Source organism: Stenotrophomonas indicatrix, assembly GCF_002750975.1.
Lineage (GTDB): Bacteria > Pseudomonadota > Gammaproteobacteria > Xanthomonadales > Xanthomonadaceae > Stenotrophomonas > Stenotrophomonas indicatrix.
In genome coordinates this window covers 1,885,137-1,903,348 of record NZ_PEJS01000001.1, presented here as the reverse complement: position 1 = coordinate 1,903,348, position 18,212 = coordinate 1,885,137, and the positions used below count along the sequence as shown (strand labels likewise).

The 18,212-nt window shown below is 66.2% G+C and carries 14 protein-coding genes; 11 read left to right on the top strand and 3 right to left on the bottom strand.

Features of this window, described 5'->3' with window-relative positions:
- Nucleotides 1–71 precede the first annotated feature (71 nt).
- Nucleotides 72–350 (bottom strand): hypothetical protein, encoded by a 279-nt coding sequence (locus tag CR918_RS08785; protein WP_033832140.1) that lies wholly within the window; start codon nt 348–350, stop codon nt 72–74.
- 142 nt (nt 351–492) lie between these two features.
- Here CR918_RS08785 and CR918_RS08780 point away from each other — a divergent pair, with 142 nt between their 5' ends.
- From CR918_RS08780 to arsN2, 3 genes are read left to right on the top strand one after another with little or no spacing between them, the layout of a single operon-like run.
- Entirely contained in the window at nt 493–1,143 is a 651-nt protein-coding gene (locus tag CR918_RS08780) for a hypothetical protein (protein ID WP_099842490.1), read from the top strand.
- Nucleotides 1,144–1,608 (top strand): Rap1a/Tai family immunity protein, encoded by a 465-nt coding sequence (locus CR918_RS08775; protein WP_162292039.1) that lies wholly within the window; start codon nt 1,144–1,146, stop codon nt 1,606–1,608.
- Nucleotides 1,508–2,086, top strand: coding sequence for an arsenic resistance N-acetyltransferase ArsN2 (gene arsN2, locus CR918_RS08770; RefSeq protein ID WP_099842489.1), 579 nt, complete (start codon nt 1,508–1,510; stop codon nt 2,084–2,086). The genes CR918_RS08775 and arsN2 overlap by 101 nt, the downstream gene beginning before the upstream one ends.
- A 24-nt stretch (nt 2,087–2,110) precedes the next feature.
- Here arsN2 and CR918_RS08765 read toward each other — a convergent pair whose 3' ends face one another.
- Complete coding sequence (locus CR918_RS08765; protein WP_341476904.1) at nt 2,111–3,148, bottom strand: LacI family DNA-binding transcriptional regulator; 1,038 nt, start codon at nt 3,146–3,148, stop codon at nt 2,111–2,113.
- 407 nt (nt 3,149–3,555) lie between these two features.
- Here CR918_RS08765 and CR918_RS08760 point away from each other — a divergent pair, with 407 nt between their 5' ends.
- The 8 genes from CR918_RS08760 to CR918_RS08725 all read left to right on the top strand — a co-directional run bounded on the left by CR918_RS08760 (nt 3,556) and on the right by CR918_RS08725 (nt 17,037).
- Nucleotides 3,556–6,687 (top strand): TonB-dependent receptor, encoded by a 3,132-nt coding sequence (locus CR918_RS08760; protein ID WP_099842487.1) that lies wholly within the window; start codon nt 3,556–3,558, stop codon nt 6,685–6,687.
- 65 nt (nt 6,688–6,752) lie between these two features.
- The gene (locus tag CR918_RS08755) at nt 6,753–7,511 is read left to right on the top strand and encodes a SapC family protein (protein WP_099844301.1); all 759 of its coding nucleotides are present in this window, start codon (nt 6,753–6,755) and stop codon (nt 7,509–7,511) included.
- Nucleotides 7,512–7,532: 21 nt separating this feature from the next.
- Entirely contained in the window at nt 7,533–8,534 is a 1,002-nt protein-coding gene (locus CR918_RS08750) for a cupin-like domain-containing protein (protein WP_415846984.1), read from the top strand.
- Between the two features lie 13 nt (nt 8,535–8,547).
- Nucleotides 8,548–10,077: a tryptophan halogenase family protein gene (locus CR918_RS08745; RefSeq protein WP_099842485.1), complete on the top strand. Its 1,530-nt coding sequence runs from the start codon at nt 8,548–8,550 to the stop codon at nt 10,075–10,077.
- A 64-nt stretch (nt 10,078–10,141) separates the two neighbouring features.
- A complete protein-coding gene (gene xylB / locus CR918_RS08740; protein WP_099842484.1) occupies nt 10,142–11,635 on the top strand; it encodes a xylulokinase in 1,494 nt (497 codons plus the stop codon).
- Between the two features lie 43 nt (nt 11,636–11,678).
- A complete protein-coding gene (gene xylA, locus CR918_RS08735) occupies nt 11,679–13,013 on the top strand; it encodes a xylose isomerase (protein ID WP_025877150.1) in 1,335 nt (444 codons plus the stop codon).
- Nucleotides 13,014–13,060: 47 nt separating this feature from the next.
- On the top strand, nt 13,061–14,470 hold the full coding sequence (locus CR918_RS08730; RefSeq protein ID WP_099842483.1) for a sugar porter family MFS transporter: 1,410 nt from the start codon (nt 13,061–13,063) through the stop codon (nt 14,468–14,470).
- Nucleotides 14,471–14,475: 5 nt separating this feature from the next.
- Complete coding sequence (locus tag CR918_RS08725; RefSeq protein WP_415846983.1) at nt 14,476–17,037, top strand: glycoside hydrolase family 3 N-terminal domain-containing protein; 2,562 nt, start codon at nt 14,476–14,478, stop codon at nt 17,035–17,037.
- Nucleotides 17,038–17,057: 20 nt separating this feature from the next.
- Here the strand turns inward: CR918_RS08725 and CR918_RS08720 are convergent, their stop codons facing one another.
- Nucleotides 17,058–18,116 (bottom strand): LacI family DNA-binding transcriptional regulator, encoded by a 1,059-nt coding sequence (locus tag CR918_RS08720; protein WP_032974760.1) that lies wholly within the window; start codon nt 18,114–18,116, stop codon nt 17,058–17,060.
- Nucleotides 18,117–18,212 lie beyond the last annotated feature (96 nt).

Sequence of the window (18,212 nt, the reverse complement as noted above, 5' to 3'; positions counted from 1 at the left end):
GGCACGGGCCCCCGGGCGGCACGCAGCCGCCGCGGGGTAATGGCGGCACGACCGCCGCTGACATCGCGCTCTCACCCCGGCAACTCGCACTTCATCTTGCCGTCCACGTAATACGGCTTGGGTACGTTCGGGTTGTCGCTGGTCTTCTCAAAGACCACTTCGAACGACGCTGCGTCGGGCGAGCCCTTGCGATCGGTACACGCGTCGTGGAGTTTTTTCTTGACCGCAGCAATGCCGGCCTCGCGGTTGGCACCGTCGGCGCTGTTGGTCAGGTTCACGGTTTCAGCCAGGGCCAATGGGCTGAAGGCAGACAGGCAGCCGGCGATCATCAGGGTATGCAGCTTGGTCAAGGGGTGCACCTCGCGGAAGTCCAATGAGACGGTCAGCATAATGCGGGAGCGTTAACAGCACGTGCCCGCTAGCGGCAGTTGGCTTGGCTGACGTTGTTTGGTACAAGCCAAGCTGTCGAAGATCAAAGAATGGGCGCGAGCCATGTCCGAACCCTATTCGGCCCTGCTCAGGCTGCAGCTGCCGCGCGAGCGTCTTGCACGCTGGTTGGCGGCCCCGGTGCCTGCAGCATCGAGGTGGAATGACTGGCGATCCATCGCCGGCCGGTGGCGCCTGCCCGGCGGCGTCGATCTGGCTGCGTCCAGTGATGTGGAGCTGGGTGAATTCCTCTCCGATTGCACTGCGATGCTGGCCCGGCATGCGGACAATCGCGCCGCGTTGGCCGCCCTCTTGGAATCGGCGCAGGCGGAGAACATCAGGGTTGCGGCCTACGATCGGGCCGGGGCGGACTTCGTTGCAGGGTCACTGACGTATTCCGAGAACCTCTATGACCTGGTCGTGTTTCTGGCGATGGCGCGGGGCGCCGCCGATTTCCTTGAGCCTGGCGAGCACGGCGTGGCACTGGTGCACGACTACCTATGGGCCGAGGACGGTGAGCGGGAGACGGTTGCTGCGGTCCACCTCGCCGGCAAGGGCGATTCGGGCTTCATGACGCCGGCGCAGGCCGGCGAGACCGCTGCGACCTTCGATGCAATGGTCGAGCTCATGCTGGACGGAGCGGACGACCCGCAGTTCACTCCACGCAATCAGTTCGACCGTATCCAGGAGCGCGGTCATGCGGCCCAGGAGAACTAGATGACAAGCACAGGCACCCGCAGGGATCCAGTCAGCAGGAGAGCACGCTGCTTGCCCGGCGCCCTTGTAGTCTGCTTCTGCATGCTGGCCGGATCTGCGCTGGCGCAGACAGCGCCTGTCACGCGCACCTGGTTCGTGAGCGGAGCAGAGTTGGCCAAGCTCCTGCAGGGCAGGGGTGAAGACGGATTCTGCAGCGGCGATCAGTGCCGGAACCTGGCGAGCGCCCGCGCGGGCGCCTACATCCAGGGCGTTGCGGATACAGGCCGAGGGCAGTGGTGTGGCCAGGGACATATTCTCCCCCATGAACTGGTCGACCGTGTGTCTTCGCACATCCGGCAGCTACCCGCCGAACGACTGCATCAGGATGCCGCATCTCTGGTCATTGAATCGCTGGAGACTGCGCTTCCCTGCCAGCAGGCGGCGTCCACCAGCGACCGCGCCCACGCCGCGCGGAGTGGGCGATGAGCCCCTGTCGCCGCTGCAGGTCGCCTGGCCGGACCAAAGCGAGAGCTGCCGCATGCGAGTGATGGAGACAGCGTTGTCTGCCGACGTGCTGGCCCTGCTGGAGGCCAGCGGCCTGCCTACGGAGGATCTGCGTGCAGGCAGGCCGATCGCCTTTCTGGCAGCGTCGTTGAATGGAGAGCTGCTCGGTTGCGTGGGCTATGAGTCGAGCCGCGACGTCGTGCTCCTGCGCTCGTTGGCGATCCAGCCGATGTCGCAGGGCAGGGGCCTGGGGCGGCAACTGGTGGTGGAACTGGAGCAGCATGCCAAGGCGGCGGGTGGCAGGACCGTGTTCCTTCTCACGACCACGGCAGCACCGTTCTTCGAGCAGCTTGGCTATGAGCGTGTCGCGCGTGATGCAGCACCGGGATTCATCGCTGCGTCGACGCAGTTCAGTGAACTGTGCCCAGGCTCCGCCCAGCTGATGATGCGTCGGCTGTAGGCCGGCCGGGACCCGGCGGGTGCTTCAGCCCCCTTGTCCATCGATGTCCGGGGCTTGCCGCGTTGCGATCCGGGATGCCCGGCTTGCAGAGGACAGCTGCGGTGCCGATACCGAGGCGCGCGTGATCAACTGGTGCGCAAGCACGTGGTTGACGGTGGCGCGCCTTGAAGACGCGGGGCGGCGCATTTCCCGCAGCAGGATGTCTATCGCGTTGTCCGCCATCTCTGCGACCGGCTGATGGATGGTGGTCAGTTCCGGCCACACCATTGTCGCGGCGGAGGTGTCGTCGAAGCCCACCACCGAAAGATCCCCCGGCACCTGCAGGCCGCGGCGGTGGGCTACTGAAACAACCGCCGATGCCATGTCATCGTTGCTGGCGAAGATCGCACTGGGTGGCGGGCCCTGGGACAGCAGCCGCTCGGCTGCCTCCAGGCCGGAACGGTAGGTGAAGCAGCCGGGTTGCACGAGCGCGTCGTCGTAGCCGATGCCGGCATTGGCCAGTGCATCCCGGTAGCCCTGCCAGCGGTGCGCGCTGGCGGTCTGGTTCGGGTCGCCCTTGATATAGCCGATGCGGGTATGACCGTGGGCGATGAGGTGCGACACCATGTCATGGCTGGCCTGGCGGTCGTCGATGCGCACGCAGGAGATCCTGTCGCTGAAGCGGCTGGAGGCGATGGAGACGACGGGAATGCCCGCGTTGACGAATACCTCGACGATGTCCTTCGATTCACACAGCGGCGGCGGAAGAATCACGCCTGCCACGGTGGTGGCGAGTTGCCGCGCCGCCTCGCGACGCGCCGGGGTGCCCAGCTCATCCCAGGCAGCGATGACCAGCTGCGCCGCCGACCGGGTGGAACCACGCAGCGCGCCGACCAGCAGTTCGCGCAGGTAGCTGGAGCTGGGGTTGGTGTAGATCAGGGCGATGCAGGTGTGCTGCGCCGCAGCCAGGGCGGAGGCAGCAGGGTTGGGCCGGTAGTCCAGCGCCAGTACGCTGCGCAGGACGCGTTCGCGGTTGCCTTCGCGTACCCCGGCATGGCCGTTGATGACGCGTGACACCGTCATGGCGGAAACACCGGCATGGGCAGCGACGTCATCGATGGTGATGGCGCTTGCTTTTCGACGGACCGCTTTATGGCCGTTTTTCAAGGCTGGATTCCTTTGCTGCGCTGCATGATGACAAGCGCGATTGCGGATGAGTAGTCTGCGCCGTGACGCGATGGTAGCGCTACCACTGAGCCGGTGTAAGGCCAGCGGATGCCCCCCCCCTTTACCGCGCGGCTGTTCCGGCAAGTCTGAAAGCGAGTTTGAGTCGCAGTGGGTGCAAAGCGCACTGCGATGTTCGGTGTGGAAGACGGGCGTCGCCCGTACGTGCCCCCAGGAGGGGCGGTACATCCATTCGATCGTATGTCAGAGGGGAGAGTCATGAGCGCTGCTACTTTCCGTCGTACCCCAGGCCGGAGGGCTCGTCGATGAGCCGGACGCTGGCGAAGTTCACTTCCAGGGCCATGTTCACCTTTGTCGGTGGCGTCCTGGTCATCAATCCCGCATTCGCACAAGAGGCGTCAACACCGGCACCCGTCGCCGGGCAGCAGAACCCGCCCAGCCCGACGCAGCTGGACACCGTGCAGGTCACCGGCATCCGCAACAGCCTCAGCCAGGCCATGGACATCAAGCGTGATTCGGCCGGCGTGGTGGATGCGATCAGTGCGGAGGACATCGGCAAGTTCCCCGATACCAACCTGGCCGAATCCCTGCAGCGCATCACCGGCATCTCGATCGAGCGCCGTGATGGTGAGGGCGCACAGGTAACGGCGCGTGGTTTCGGCCCTCAGTTCAACATGGTGACGCTCAACGGGCGGCAGATGCCCGGCGCCGATGCGTTCGGTGCGTCGGGGCAGGTCGCCATCGGTGGTGTCGACGGCGGCACCCGTGCCTTCAACTTCGCCCAGTTGGCCGCTGAAGCCATCAATGGCATCGAGGTCTACAAGACCAGCCAGGCCAATGTGCCCAGCGGTGGCATCGGTGCCACCATCAACATCCTGACCTCGCGGCCGTTCGACCACGAGGGCATCGTCGCCAGTGCCGGGGCGAAGGCCGTCTCCGACCGCAGCCAGCCGTTCGGCGACGACCTGACGCCGGAACTGTCCGGCATCTTCAGTTACACCAATCCCGACAAGACCGTCGGCGTGGGCGTGAGCGCCAGCTACCAGAAACGCAAGGGCGGTTCGGTGCAGGCCACCGACAACTACTGGAACGTGCAGCCGTGGACCGGCACGATGCCGGGCAACCCGAGGGTGGTCAATGCGCCGGCGATCGGTGCGCTGTATGCGCGGCCGAACGACCTGCGCTATGCCTTCTCCGAATTCGAGCGTGAGCGCATCAACGGCCAGGCCGTGCTGCAGTTCGCGCCGACCGATGCGGTGACCTTGACCCTGGATTACACCTATTCGACCAACGAGATCACTGAAAATCGTGGCGAGCAGGGCATGTGGCTGCAGAACAGCAACTACACCGACGTCGAATTCGATACCAGTGGTGCGGTTGCCACGCCGATCTACATCCGTGAAATCGCCGGCACCAAGGACTTCGGCCTTGAGCAGCAGCGCAGCATGCAGAAGTACAAGCTGGGTTCGCTCGGCCTGAACGCGGTCTGGAATGTGACCGACCGCTTCAAGCTCAGCTTCGATGCGCACAACTCGAAGAACGAAAGCCGCCCGAACGATCCGCTCACTGGTGGCGGCTCCATCTTCAGCAGCATCGCCGGCACCAACAACTGCACCGCCGGACCGCATTGCGGTGGGTCATGGGTGCAGGAAATGGTCTTCAACAACGGCCTGCCGGTGGGCACCCAGGTCTGGTACCCGAGCACGGCCGACGCCATCGCCAATACCAATGGCGTGGTCAATCCGGGCTTCGCGCCGGGCGAGATCGGTTCGCAGGTATTGCGAATCAACTCGCAGACCCAGATCAGCGAGATCAAGCAGGGGCGTGTCGACGGTGAGTGGAGCTTCGACAAGGGGCGCTTCCAGTTTGGCGTGGACTCGAGCAAGCAGACCACCCACCGCATCCAGGCAGCGGAGAATTACAACACCCTGGGCGATTGGGGCGTGGCCAACGTTGACGGGGATGTTGCCAACGGGCTGATGGACCTGCTGCAGCCGGTCAACATCGTCGGGCTGTTCAACGACTTCAATGCCAACAGCTTCACGGCCTGGCGCGGCGACGCAGGTCGCCTCGCGCAGTGGGCGGCGGACAACTATGGCGCCAATCTCGGCGTGAGCCCGCAGCGCGCCGCCGATAACCTGGTGGAAGAGAAGACGAAGTCAGCCTACTTCCAGGTGGAGCTGGATGGTGAGCTGGGCGGCATGCGAACCAATACCCGCCTGGGTGTGCGCTATGAAACCACCGACGTTGTCTCCACCTCGAACATCGCCATCCCGGAAGCCATCGAGTGGCAATCCAACAATGACTTTCGCGTGGTGTTGTCCGACGAACAACAGCCGTTCACCGAGAAGAACAGCTACAGCTACATCCTGCCCAATCTGGACTTCAGCATCGATCTTCGTGAGGATCTGAAGGGGCGTGTCTCATTCGGCAAGAGCATCGCACGCGCGCCGATCGGCAACCTGTATGCCGGCCCGACCGCCCAGCAACCGTTCGGCTCGGTCCTCATCGACCCGTCCTCGCGGGCCAGCGGTACCGCACAGAACCCGCAGCTGAAACCGCTGGAATCGGACAACCTGGATCTGGCGCTGGAGTGGTACTTCGCCGATGCGAGCTACGTCTCGCTGACCTACTGGAACAAATCGGTCGACAATTTCGTCGGCAACACCATTGTCCAGGAGAATCTGTACGGCCTGCGCGATCCTACCGCCGGTCCGGATGCGCAGGCGGCGCTGGCGTTCCTCACCAGCGGTGCCTGCGTCACACAGGTCGGCGCTGCCAATGCAGCGGCGTGCTCGGCCAATGACACCTCGCTGTTCACCGCCCTGGCCCTGCTGCGCAACAATCCCGCCGGGTTGGGCGCCTACAACGGTACCGACGCCCAGGTGCTGGCCACTGAAGCAGCCTACGACCTGTACGGTACGGCCGGTGATCCGCTGTACCAGTTCAACGTCAATCGTCCCATCAACCAGAACAAGGCCAAGCTCCACGGCTGGGAACTGGGTGGGCAATACTTCTTCGGCGATACCGGCTTCGGCGTCCTGGCCAACTACACCCTGGTCAATGGCGATGTGGGCTTCAACAACGCAGGCGACCCGGGCATCGACCAGTTCTCGCTCACGGGACTGAGCGACACGGCCAATGCGATGCTGATGTACGAGAAGTACGGTTGGTCGGTACGACTGGCGTGGAACTGGCGTGACCAGTACCTGATCCTGGCCAACCAGGGAGCCAGCCGCAATCCGTACTATGTGGAGGCGTATGAGCAGTGGGATCTCAGCGTGAACTACACCCTGGATGACCACTGGTCGTTTGGCCTGGAGGCGATCAACCTGACCGGTGAGGATGTGCGCTGGCGTTCGCGTACCTCGCAGATGATCGTGAAGCTGGCCGACCAGAGCCCGCGTTACATGCTGGGCGTGCGTTACAGGTTCTGAACCGTGGGGTGCCGCTGCCACGGCAGCGGCACCCGTTCCAGGCTGCTGACGGATTGGACAACACCATGTCGCGTTACGAAATGCTCAACAACATTGCCCATCGGGACCTGCGTGTGGCCACCGGCTTCGGCGCCGAGTTCGGCGACGCGGTGGGCATGGTGCCGGCCTATCCGAGCGAGTTCGCCGAACTGCAGCGTGAATATCCCATCTTCCTGCGCAAGGACCCCGCCACGGGCGGCTGGCAGGCGGTGGCCCTGCTGGGGTTCGAACAGCACGAGAACCTGTTCCTGCAGGACGGTCGCTGGAACGCCTCCTACCTGCCCGGCGCCGCGGCGAAAGGGCCATTCCTGATCGGTTTCCAGGAAGGGCACATCGATGGTGCGCTTACCCGGGAAGCGGTGTTGCACGTGGATCTGGATCATCCGCGCGTGACCGCAATGCACGGCGAGCCGGTGTTCCTGCCACAGGGCGGTAACTCGCCCTATCTGGACCATATCGCCGGGGTGCTGCGCGGCATCCACGACGGCCATGCCTTTGCCGCGGACATGTTCGCCACGCTCGACGCGAAAGGGTTGATCCAACCGATCACGCTGGATGTGCGGATCGACGCTGAGCATCGGGTCGGCGTCAACGGCCTGCACGCGGTCGACCGTGACCGCCTCGCGCTGCTGGAGGGTGCGGCGCTGGCCGAACTCAACCGCGCCGGCTACCTGGAGGGCGCCTATCTGATGCTGGCATCGCTGCACAACATGCGCCGCCTGATCGCCGAGAAGCAGCGACGCCTGCGCGCAGCGAATACCGCCGTCGCGGGCGGCAGGAACTGACCGGTGCTGGACGGCGTCGCCATGCGCACACTGGAAGGCCTGGATTCCACGGCGCTGCCGCTGCAGGCGCTGGTGGCAGCCGGCGAGCCAGTGGTGCTGCGCGGCATCGCGCGCGACTGGGCATTGGTGCAGGCCGGGTCGCGTTCCCTGCAGGAGGCCATGGCCTACCTGCGCGGGTTCGAAGCAGGCGTGCCTGTTCCCTATTCCTTCGGCGGCCCCGAGATCGAAGGGCGTCCGTTCTACAACGCGGACTTCACCCGCTTGAACTTCGAGGTCCGGCGTGGCCTGCTGACAGAGGTGCTGGACGCAATCGCCGACCACCTCGATTCGCCGAGCCCGCCCACCTATTACGTCGCTTCGCTGCTGATCGCGCGTGCGCTGCCCGGGTTCGCCCAGCACAACGACGCCGGACTGGCGGGGCAGGGCATCGATGCTTCGGCCAGCATCTGGGTCGGCAACCGGGTGACGGCTTCCTGCCATTACGACATTCCGGACAACCTGGCGTGCTGCGCGGTGGGCCGGCGCCGCTTCACCCTGTTTCCGCCGGAGCAGATCGACAACCTCTACCCGGGGCCGGTGGAGCCCACCCCGGGTGGGCAGGTGGTCAGCGTGGTGGATGTCGACCAGCCGGATTTCGACCGCCATCCGCGCTTCCGTGATGCCCTGGCAAGCGCGCAGACCGCCACGCTTGAACCCGGGGATGCCATCTTCATCCCGGGCCTGTGGTGGCACCACGTGCGCAGCCTGGAACCGTTCAACGTGCTGGTGAACTACTGGTGGCGCAGTGCGCCTGGCTATCTCGGCTCACCCCTGCCGGCGCTGCAGCATGCGATGTGGGCCCTGCGCGATCTACCGGCGCGCGAGAAGCAGGCGTGGGCAAAGATCTTCCAGTACTACGTGTTTGGTCCCGGCGAGCAGGCAGGGCAACACCTGCCCGAAGCAGCCCGGGGTGAGCTGGCACCGTTCGACGAGACGCAGGCGCGGCGCATGCGCGCCCAGCTGCTGGGTCGACTCAACCGCTGATGGGAGCATCGCATTGAACGCTGCGGACACTACACAAGGGCCGATCCGGAGAGTGGTGATCGCCGGTGGCGGCACTGCCGGCTGGCTGGCCGGCTGCGCACTGGCGCACCAGTTCCGCCAACAGCTGGACATCACGCTGGTGGAGTCCGAGCAGATCGGTACCGTGGGTGTGGGCGAATCCACCGTGCCGCCCATCCGCACGTTCCACCGTTTCCTGCAGATCGATGAGCAGGAGTTCCTGCGTGCGGTCGCCGGCACGTTCAAGCTGTCGATCTCGTTCGAGAACTGGCGTCGCCCCGGTGAACGCTTCATCCATCCTTTCGGCACGATCGGGCAGGGCACCTGGGCCACGCCGTTCCATCACTTCTGGCTGGACAGCCTGCGCCGCGGCATGCACTCCGAGTTGGGCGACTTCTGCCTGGAAAGCGCCGCTTCCCTGGCCGACAGGTTCTCGCTGCAGACCCAACCCCAGGTCAACTACGCCTACCATTTCGACGCCGGGCTCTATGCCAGGTTCCTGCGCGGCAAGGCCGAAGCAAACGGCCTGCGGCGGGTGGAAGGCAAGATCCGCGAGGTCCGCCAGCATCCCCATGACGGCTCGGTTGCGTCGCTGGTGCTGGACGACGGGCAGGTCATCGAAGGCGATCTGTTCATCGACTGCACCGGCTTCCGCGGCCTGTTGACCGAGCAGACCCTGCATACCGGCTATGAAGACTGGAACGAATGGTTGCCCAGTGATCGCGCCGTTGCCGTGCAGACCGACTCGCCCGCGCCGCCGGTGCCCTACACCCGTGCCATCGCGCACGAGGCCGGGTGGCGCTGGCACATCGCGCTGCAGCACCGGGTCGGCTGCGGGCTGGTCTTCTCCAGCCGCCACATGTCCGATGACGAGGCGCAGGCCAAGCTGCTGCGTGATGTCGACGGACAGCCCCTGCGCGATCCGTGGCTGGTGCCGTTCCGCAGCGGGCGCCGGTTGCAGGCTTGGAACAGGAACGTGGTGGCGCTCGGGCTGGCCAGTGGATTCATCGAGCCGCTGGAATCGACCAGCATCCACCTGACCATCAGCGGCGTGGTGCGCCTGATCCAGCTGTTCCCGTCCGACGGCATCACCCCTTCGCTGGTGGCGCTCTACAACGACGTGAGCCGCCAGGAGATGGAGCACGTGCGCGATTTCATCATCCTGCATTACCACGCCAACCAGCGCGACGAGCCGATGTGGAAGGCCTGCCGCGAGATGGCGCTGCCTGAATCGCTGCAGGTCCGCCTGCGCGCGTGGCGCGAGCGGGCCCATGCCTGGCAGGACCCTGGCGAGCTGTTCCGGGTCGACTCCTGGACCAGCGTCCTGATGGGCCAGGGTATCCAGCCCGGACCGCCGCACCGGCTTGCGCGGGCCATCGGCGATGCGGACCTGCGCACCCTGTTGCATCGCATCCGGCAGCCAGTGCAGGAAACGGTGGCGAAGATGCCGACGCAGGCAGAGTTCATCGAGCGCTACTGCAAGGCGGCGCCGGACGCATGGCAAAGGGGCAGGGCCGTGGCGTAGCCGCAGTGCGCGCTGTTGCATCGAATTGGTAGCGCTACCTTCAAACCACTACGGGGTGCAGTGAATGGAATTGGTTGCGGGAGTCGACGCTGGTACGCAAAGCCTGAAGGTGGTCGTCTACGACCCTGAAGGGCGCTGTCTCGTGGCCAGCGCCAGCGCGCCATTGCAGCTGACCAGCGCTGCAGACGGCAGCCGGGAACAGCGGCCGGCCGATTGGGTGACGGCACTGCACGCCTGCTTTGCTGCGATCGATCCGGCGGTGCGCTCCCGGATTGCCGCGCTGGCAGTCTCAGGACAGCAGCATGGGTTCGTGCCGGTCGATGCGGCCGGGGAGGTGCTGGCACCGGCCAAGCTGTGGTGCGACACCAGCACCTCGGCCGAATGCGTGCAGATCATGGACGCCGCAGGCGGCACGGCGCGCACCATCGAGTTGGCCGGCAACCCGGTGCTTGCCGGTTACACCGCCTCCAAGCTGCCGTGGACGAAAACGCACCGGCCCGACGCCTACGCGCGGCTTGCCACCATCCTGCTGCCGCACGACTATCTCAATTTCGTGTTGACCGGCGAGCGCTTCTGCGAATACGGCGATGCGTCGGGCACCGGCTGGCTGGATGTGCGCACCCGAACCTGGTCGCCCGAGCTGCTGCACGCGACCGATCCGCAGCGCGATCTCGCCGACTGCCTGCCACGCATCGCCGCAACCGAAGAGATGTTCGGCATCACCCCCGCCGCGGCGGAGGCGTTGGGCCTTCCCGCATCGGTGAAGGTGGCCGTCGGCGGTGGCGACAACATGATGGCGGCCGTGGGTACCGGCTGCGTCGTACCCGGTCGCCTGGTGATGAGCCTGGGTACGTCCGGCACCCTGTTTGCCTTCTCGGACACGCCCGTGGTCGACCCGGGCGGGGCTTGGGCCGCGTTCTGCTCGTCGACCGGCGGCTGGCTGCCGCTGATCTGCACGATGAACTGCACCGTAGTGACCGGACAGGTCGCCGACGCCTTCGGCTTCAGCAGCCGCGAGGGCGACCGGCACCTGCAGGCCACGCCGCCCGGTGCCGACGGCCTGGTGATGCTGCCGTTCCTCAACGGCGAACGCACGCCGGACCTGCCGCAGGGCAAGGGGTTGCTGGCGGGCCTGGACACGACCAACATGACGCCGGCGCACATCTACCGCGCGGCCATGGAAGGGGCCACCTACGCCCTGAAGTATGGCTACGACGCATTCGTCGGCGCGGGCATGCAGTTCGAACGCATCGTGCTGACCGGCGGCGGCAGCAACAGCGCGCAGTGGCGGCAACTGGTGGCCGATGTGTTCGGCCTGCCGGTGGACGTGCCGGCCCAGTCCGAAGGCGCGGCATTCGGTGCGGCATTGCAGGCCCTGTGGGCGTTGGGCCACGGCCGCGGCGATGCCGCCTCCATCGCCGACGTCGCCGACCGCCACGTTGCGCTTGACCCGCTGCGTTCGGCACGCCCGGACCCCGCACGCGCCGAAGCCTACGCCACGGCCTACGCCCGTTTCCTCCGACATCTCGACGCCATCACGCCGCTGTACCGCGGCTGATCTCCTTTCCGCGACACCTCGCACAACGACAGGAAGACGCACCATGAGCACGCAACCTTTCATCGGCGCCAAGGAATACTTCCCCGGCATCGGCCGCATTCCCTTCGAAGGCCGGGGCTCGGACAACCCGCTCGCGTTCAAGGTCTACGACGCGGACAAGGTCATCGGCGGCAGGACCATGCAGGAACATCTGCGCTTTGCAGTCTGTTACTGGCACACCTTCTGCAATGCCGGGCACGATCCGTTCGGTCCGGGTACCCGTCATTTCCCCTGGGAGGCCGGCTCGCCGATGGCCACCGCCGAGGCGAAGGTGGACGCGGCATTCGAGTTCTTCACCAAGCTGGGCGTGCCGTACTGGTGCTTCCACGATATCGACCTGGCGCCGGACGCCGAGGATGTCGGGCAGTACGAAAAGAACCTGAAGCACATGGTGGGCCTGGCCAAGGCGCGTCAGGATGCAACCGGCATGAAGCTGCTGTGGGGCACGGCCAACCTGTTCTCGCACCCGCGCTACATGAACGGTGCGTCCACCAACCCGGATTTCGCAGTGGTGGCGCGTGCCGCCGTGCAGGTAAAGGCGGCGCTGGAGGCCACCGTTGAACTGGGCGGCGAGCATTACGTGTTCTGGGGCGGCCGCGAAGGCTATGCCGCGCTGGCCAATACCCAGATGAAGCGCGAAGTCGACCACCTCGCGCGGTTCCTGACCATGGCGCGCGACCATGGCCGCAGCATCGGCCTGAAGGGCAACTTCCTGATCGAGCCCAAGCCGATGGAACCGATGAAGCACCAGTACGACTTCGACAGCGCCACCGTGGTGGGGTTCCTGAAGGAACATGGCCTGGACAAGGATTTCAAGCTCAACATCGAGGCCAACCACGCGACGCTGTCCGGCCACACCTTCGAACACGATCTGCAGGTCGCCTCGGACCACGGCCTGCTCGGCAGCATCGACGCCAACCGCGGCAACGCCCAGAACGGCTGGGATACCGACCAGTTCCCCACCGACCTGTACGACACCGTGGGCGCGATGCTGGTGGTGCTGCGCCAGGGTGGGCTGGAAGGCGGCTTGAACTTCGACGCCAAGGTGCGCCGTGAATCGACCGACCTGGAAGATCTGTTCATTGCCCATGTCGGCGGCATGGATGCCTTCGCCCGCGGGCTGGAAGTGGCCCATGCGCTGCTGAACGACTCGCCGCTGGAGCAGTGGCGCAAGGAGCGTTACGCCAGCTTCGACAGTGGTGCCGGCAAGGACTTCGCGGGCGGCGCGCTCAGTCTCGCAGAGTTGGCTGCGCTGGGTGCCAAGGGCGGCGAGCCCAGGCAGATCAGCGGCAAGCAGGAGCGCTACGAGAACCTGATCAACCAGTACCTGCTGCGTTGAGCACAGCGGCTCGCATCGATGACACCGAACCGGGGAGGGGCACGGCAATGCAGCAGGCAATGAGCGGTGGAGAGAACACCCGGCTGATCGTATTGATCAGCGTGGTGGCGACGATTGGCGGATTCCTGTTCGGGTTCGACAGCGGCGTGATCAACGGCACCCAGGACGGCCTGCACCAGGCGTTCAGATCCGGCGAGTGGATGCAGGGGTTCGAGATCGCCTCGATGTTGCTGGGCTGCGCCGTGGGTGCCTTCAGCGCCGGCCGGCTGGCCGACCGTCTCGGCCGCCGCAACGTGCTGATCGTCTCGGCAGTGTTGTTCCTGCTGTCGGCGATCGGTGCCGGCGCCGCATCCTCCTCGGCGATGTTCATCGTCGCGCGGGTGTTGGGGGGCTTTGCGGTGGGGGCCGCCAGTGTCATCTCCCCGGCCTACATCGCCGAAGTCGCGCCGGCGCGCTACCGTGGCCGGCTCGCCACGGTCCAGCAGATCGCCATCATCAGCGGGCTGACCGTCGCGTTCCTGTCCAACTATCTGCTGGCGGCCACCGCCGGTGCGTCCACCGAGGCACTGTGGGGCGGGCACGCAGCGTGGCGCTGGATGTTCTGGATGCAGGTCGTGCCCTCGCTGCTGTTCCTGGCACTGCTGCTGACCATTCCGGAAAGCCCGCGCTACCTGATGGTGAAGCGCCGCAAGGACGAGGCGCTGCAGGTGCTTGCGCGGCTGTACGGCGGTGTCGAGGCGCAGGCGAAGCTTGCCGAGATCGACGCTTCGCTGTCGAGCGACCACCATCGGCCGCGGCTGTCGGACCTGCGCAACAAGGCCACCGGCAGGATCCGCCCGATTGTCTGGGTCGGCATCGGCCTGGCCACCTTCCAGCAGCTGGTCGGCATCAACGTGGTGTTCTACTACGGTGCCGTGCTCTGGCAGGCCGTCGGCTTCTCCGAGAACGACGCGCTGCTGATCAACGTGCTGTCCGGTGCGCTCAGCATCGGCGCCTGCATCGTCACCGTGCTGCTGATCGATCGCATCGGGCGCAAGCCATTGCTGTGGGTTGGCTCGGCCGGCATGGCGGTGTCACTGGCACTGCTGGTGGCCGCATTCGCCAGTGGCTCGCTGGTCGATACGCACCTGCAGCTGCCTGCGGGCATGGGCACGCTGGCGCTGGTGGCGGCCAATGCCTATGTCGTGTTCTTCAACATCTCGTGGGGCCCGGTGATGTGGGTGATGCTGGGCGAGATGTTCCCCAACCAGATCCGCGGTTCGGGCCTGGCGGTGGCCGGTGCGGCGCAGTGGACCGCCAATTTCGCCGTCACCGTGACCTTCCCGATTCTGCTGGCCGCCACCGGGCTGGCAGCCACGTACAGCATCTACCTGGTGGCGGCGGTCATTTCGGTGTTCTTCGTGCTCAGGTACGTGCACGAAACCAAGGGCAAGGAACTGGAGCAGATGGAAGGATGAACGCGATGACCCATCGACACGTTGGCCGCGCCCACGCTGGCGTGCTGCTGACCACGCTGCTGCTGGCACTGGCGGCCTGCGGCAAGGATGAAAACGTTGCCGCAACTGCAGCCGCGACGCCGGACCCGTGGCCGCAGGTCGCCTGGCCACTGGCCGAGGACCCCGCGCTGGAAAAGCGCATCACCGACCTGATGGCCACCATGACGGTGGAGGAAAAGGTCGGCCAGCTGGTGCAGGGAGATATCGCCAGCATCACGCCCGAGGACGTGCGCCGCTATCGGTTGGGCTCGGTCCTGGCCGGTGGCAATTCCGATCCCGGTGGCCGTTACGATGCCGCGCCGGCCGAATGGCTGGCGCTGGCCGATGCGTTCTACGCGGCGTCGATGGACACCTCCACCGGCGGCAAAGCGATTCCGGTGCTGTTCGGCATCGATGCCGTGCACGGGCAGAGCAACATCATCGGCGCGACGCTGTTCCCGCACAACATCGGCCTGGGCGCGGCCCGCAACCCGGATCTGCTGCGCCGGATCGGCGAGGTGACCGCGCTGGAGACCCGTGCGACCGGGATGGAGTGGGCGTTCGCACCAACCGTGGCGGTACCGCAGGACGACCGCTGGGGGCGCACCTATGAGGGCTATTCCGAATCGCCCGAGGTGGTGGCCAGCTATGCCGGTGCAATGGTCGAAGGGCTGCAGGGCAAAGTGGGTACGCCCGCGTTCCTCGATGGTCGTCATGTGATCGCCTCGGTGAAGCACTTCCTCGGCGACGGTGGCACTACCGATGGCAAGGACCAGGGGGATACACGGATCAGCGAAGCGGACCTGGTGCGCATCCACGCGGCCGGGTATCCGCCGGCGATCGCTGCAGGCGCGCAGACCGTCATGGCCTCCTTCAACAGCGTCAACGGCGAAAAAATGCATGGTCACAGGCAGTACCTGACCGATGCGTTGAAGGGCCGCATGCACTTCGGTGGGTTCGTGGTGGGCGACTGGAACGGCCACGGGCAGGTCAAGGGCTGCACGACCACCGATTGCCCGGCCACCATCAATGCGGGCCTGGACATGGCCATGGCCTCGGACAGCTGGAAGGGCTTCTACGAGACCACGCTGGCCGCCGTGAAGAACGACACCATCAGCCAGCAACGGCTGGACGAGGCGGTGCGCCGGATCCTGCGCGTCAAGATGCGGCTGGGTCTGTTCGAGGCCGGCAAGCCGTCCACACGTGCGGTCGGCGGCCAGTTCGCCCTCATCGGCGCACCGGAGCATCGTGCGCTTGCACGGCAGGCGGTGCGCGAATCGCTGGTACTGCTGAAGAACCAGGGGGGCGTGTTGCCACTGTCGCCCAAGCAACGGATCCTGGTGGCCGGTGACGGTGCCAACGACGTGGGCAAGCAGGCCGGCGGCTGGACGCTGAACTGGCAGGGCACCGGCACGACCCGCAAGGACTTCCCCAATGCGGACACGATCTATGAGGGCATCGCCCAGCAGGCGTCGGCCGCGGGTGGCGAGGCAGTGCTGGCGGTCGATGGGAAATATGTAACGAAGCCGGATGTGGCCGTGGTGGTATTCGGCGAGAGCCCGTATGCCGAGTTCCAGGGCGATCTGCCGACGCTGGCCTACAAGCCGGGGGACGATGCCGACCTTGACCTGATCAAGCGGCTGAAGGCCGACGGCATTCCGGTGGTGGCCGTGTTCCTGAGCGGACGCCCGCTGTGGGTCAACCGCGAGATCAACGCCGCTGATGCGTTCGTGGCGGCGTGGCTGCCCGGTTCGGAAGGTGCTGGCGTTGCCGACGTGCTGCTGCGCAGGCCTGATGGCAGCGTGCAGCACGATTTCAAGGGCAGGTTGAGCTTCAGCTGGCCGCGCACGGCGACGCAGTACGCCAACAATGTGGGGCAGAAGGATTACAACCCGCAGTTCGCCTTCGGCTTCGGCCTGTCCTACGCCGACAACGGCGATCTGGCGGCGCTGCCGGAAGTCTCCGGGGTAACTGGCAATGAAGGTGCCGCCGGCGTCTTCTTCGCGCGCGGCGAAGCCGGTTCAGGCATGGCCCTGCGCCTGCAGAACAGCACGGGGCAGGGCGTCACGGTCACCAACGTGCCGGAGGCCCTGGAGGGCGATCTGCTCAAGGTCACCGGCGTAGACCACCTGGCACAGGAAGACGGCCGCCGCCTGGCCTGGTCGGGCAAGGCTGAGGCAGTTGCCGCGCTGCAGTCACACACGGCACTGGACCTGCAGCGCGAAAGCAACGGCGACCTGATGCTGCTGACCACGTTGCGGGTGGAGTCTGCACCCCGTGGCGAGGCCTGGTTGGCGGTGGACTGCGGCACGGGCTGCTCGGCCCGCATTGCGCTCACGCCGACGCTGGCAAAACTGCCGGTGGGCCAATGGACGCGCGTGGGCGTGCCGCTGAAGTGCCTTGCAACCGCAGGTGCGGACGTCGGCAAGCTGGATCGCCCGTGGTCGATCGGAACGGCGGGGGCGATGACACTGTCGGTGTCACGTGTCGCGCTGGGCGCCCTGAACGAGGCGGAGACCAGCATCGGGTGCGCAGGCGCAGGCGCGTGACCGTGACGCTGCGTCCTGCGCTATCGGGAACCGGGTGGGCGCGTGACCGAATCGCGCACCACCAGCCGGTGCGGCACCACGTGGTCGGTCAACACGCGCACGCCCTCGCTGCGGCGGCGGATGGTGCGCAGCAGGATCTCGATGGCGGCATCGGCCATCGAGGCGATGGGCTGATGGATGGTGGTGAGCTCGGGCCAGACCGTCGTGGCGGCGGAGCTGTCATCGAAGCCCACCACCGACAGGTCGCGGGGCACCTCCAGGCCACGCCGGTGCGCGACGGAGATCGCCGCCGCGCCCATATCGTCGTTGCTGGCCAGGATTGCGGTGGGCGGCCTGGGCTGGCACAGCAGTTTCTCGGCAGCGGCCAGCCCGGAGCGGTAGGTGTAGTCGCCCTGTTCGACCAGGGCGGGGTCGACCTCCAGCCCGGCGTCGTGCAGCGCGCTGACAAAGCCGTCATAGCGCCGCGCGCTGGCACTGAGGTCGGTGCGCCCGCAGATGAAGCCGATGCGGCGGTGGCCCTGCTGGATCAGGTGTTCAGCCAATTCCCTGCCGGCGTGGAAGTCATCGATGCGCACGCAGGAAATGTCATTGCCGAGGTGACCCGGCGCGATAGCCACCACCGGGATGCCGGCCTTGACCAGCTCGGTCACCACGGGCTTCGATTCGCACAGCGGCGGCGGCAGGATGACGCCGTCCACCCGCCCGGCCAGGGCACGCGCGGCCTTGCGCTGGGCCGCGGGGCCCGGCTCGTCCCAGTAGTCGATGACCAGCTGGATGGCAGCGTTGGACGCTACGCGCAGCAGGCCGACCAGCAGTTCGCGCAGGTAGGCACCGCTGGGGTCGGTGTAGATCAGTGCAATACGCGTGTGCTGCGCGGCGGCCAGCGAACTGGCGGCGAGGTTGGGCGTATAGCCCAGTTCACGCACTGCGCGCATCACGCGCTCGCGGGTGACGTCGCGCACCTTGCCCTGGTTGATCGCCCGCGACACCGTCATCGGCGACACTCCGGCCAGGGCCGCCACCTCGTCGATCGTCACGCCACTGGTTTTGCGGCGGACCGATTTCTTCGGCTTGTCCAATACGCGCTCCCGTTCTTCTCTGTGACGCTGCCGAAGCCCGCGCACGTTCGGAGCTTACAAGGTTTGCCGGCCGTCCAACGGTCCGGTCCGGATGGC

Bases quoted from the DNA above. Each gene is read 5' to 3' on its own strand.
- CR918_RS08780 (WP_099842490.1), top strand. From the start codon at position 493: ATGTCCGAACCCTATTCGGCCCTGCTCAGGCTGCAGCTGCCGCGCGAG.
- CR918_RS08775 (WP_162292039.1), top strand. From the start codon at position 1,144: ATGACAAGCACAGGCACCCGCAGGGATCCAGTCAGCAGGAGAGCACGC.
- arsN2 (WP_099842489.1), top strand. From the start codon at position 1,508: ATGCCGCATCTCTGGTCATTGAATCGCTGGAGACTGCGCTTCCCTGCC.
- CR918_RS08765 (WP_341476904.1), bottom strand. From the start codon at position 3,148: ATGACGGTGTCACGCGTCATCAACGGCCATGCCGGGGTACGCGAAGGC.
- CR918_RS08760 (WP_099842487.1), top strand. From the start codon at position 3,556: ATGAGCCGGACGCTGGCGAAGTTCACTTCCAGGGCCATGTTCACCTTT.
- CR918_RS08755 (WP_099844301.1), top strand. From the start codon at position 6,753: ATGTCGCGTTACGAAATGCTCAACAACATTGCCCATCGGGACCTGCGT.
- CR918_RS08750 (WP_415846984.1), top strand. From the start codon at position 7,533: ATGCGCACACTGGAAGGCCTGGATTCCACGGCGCTGCCGCTGCAGGCG.
- xylB (WP_099842484.1), top strand. From the start codon at position 10,142: ATGGAATTGGTTGCGGGAGTCGACGCTGGTACGCAAAGCCTGAAGGTG.
- xylA (WP_025877150.1), top strand. From the start codon at position 11,679: ATGAGCACGCAACCTTTCATCGGCGCCAAGGAATACTTCCCCGGCATC.
- CR918_RS08730 (WP_099842483.1), top strand. From the start codon at position 13,061: ATGCAGCAGGCAATGAGCGGTGGAGAGAACACCCGGCTGATCGTATTG.
- CR918_RS08725 (WP_415846983.1), top strand. From the start codon at position 14,476: ATGACCCATCGACACGTTGGCCGCGCCCACGCTGGCGTGCTGCTGACC.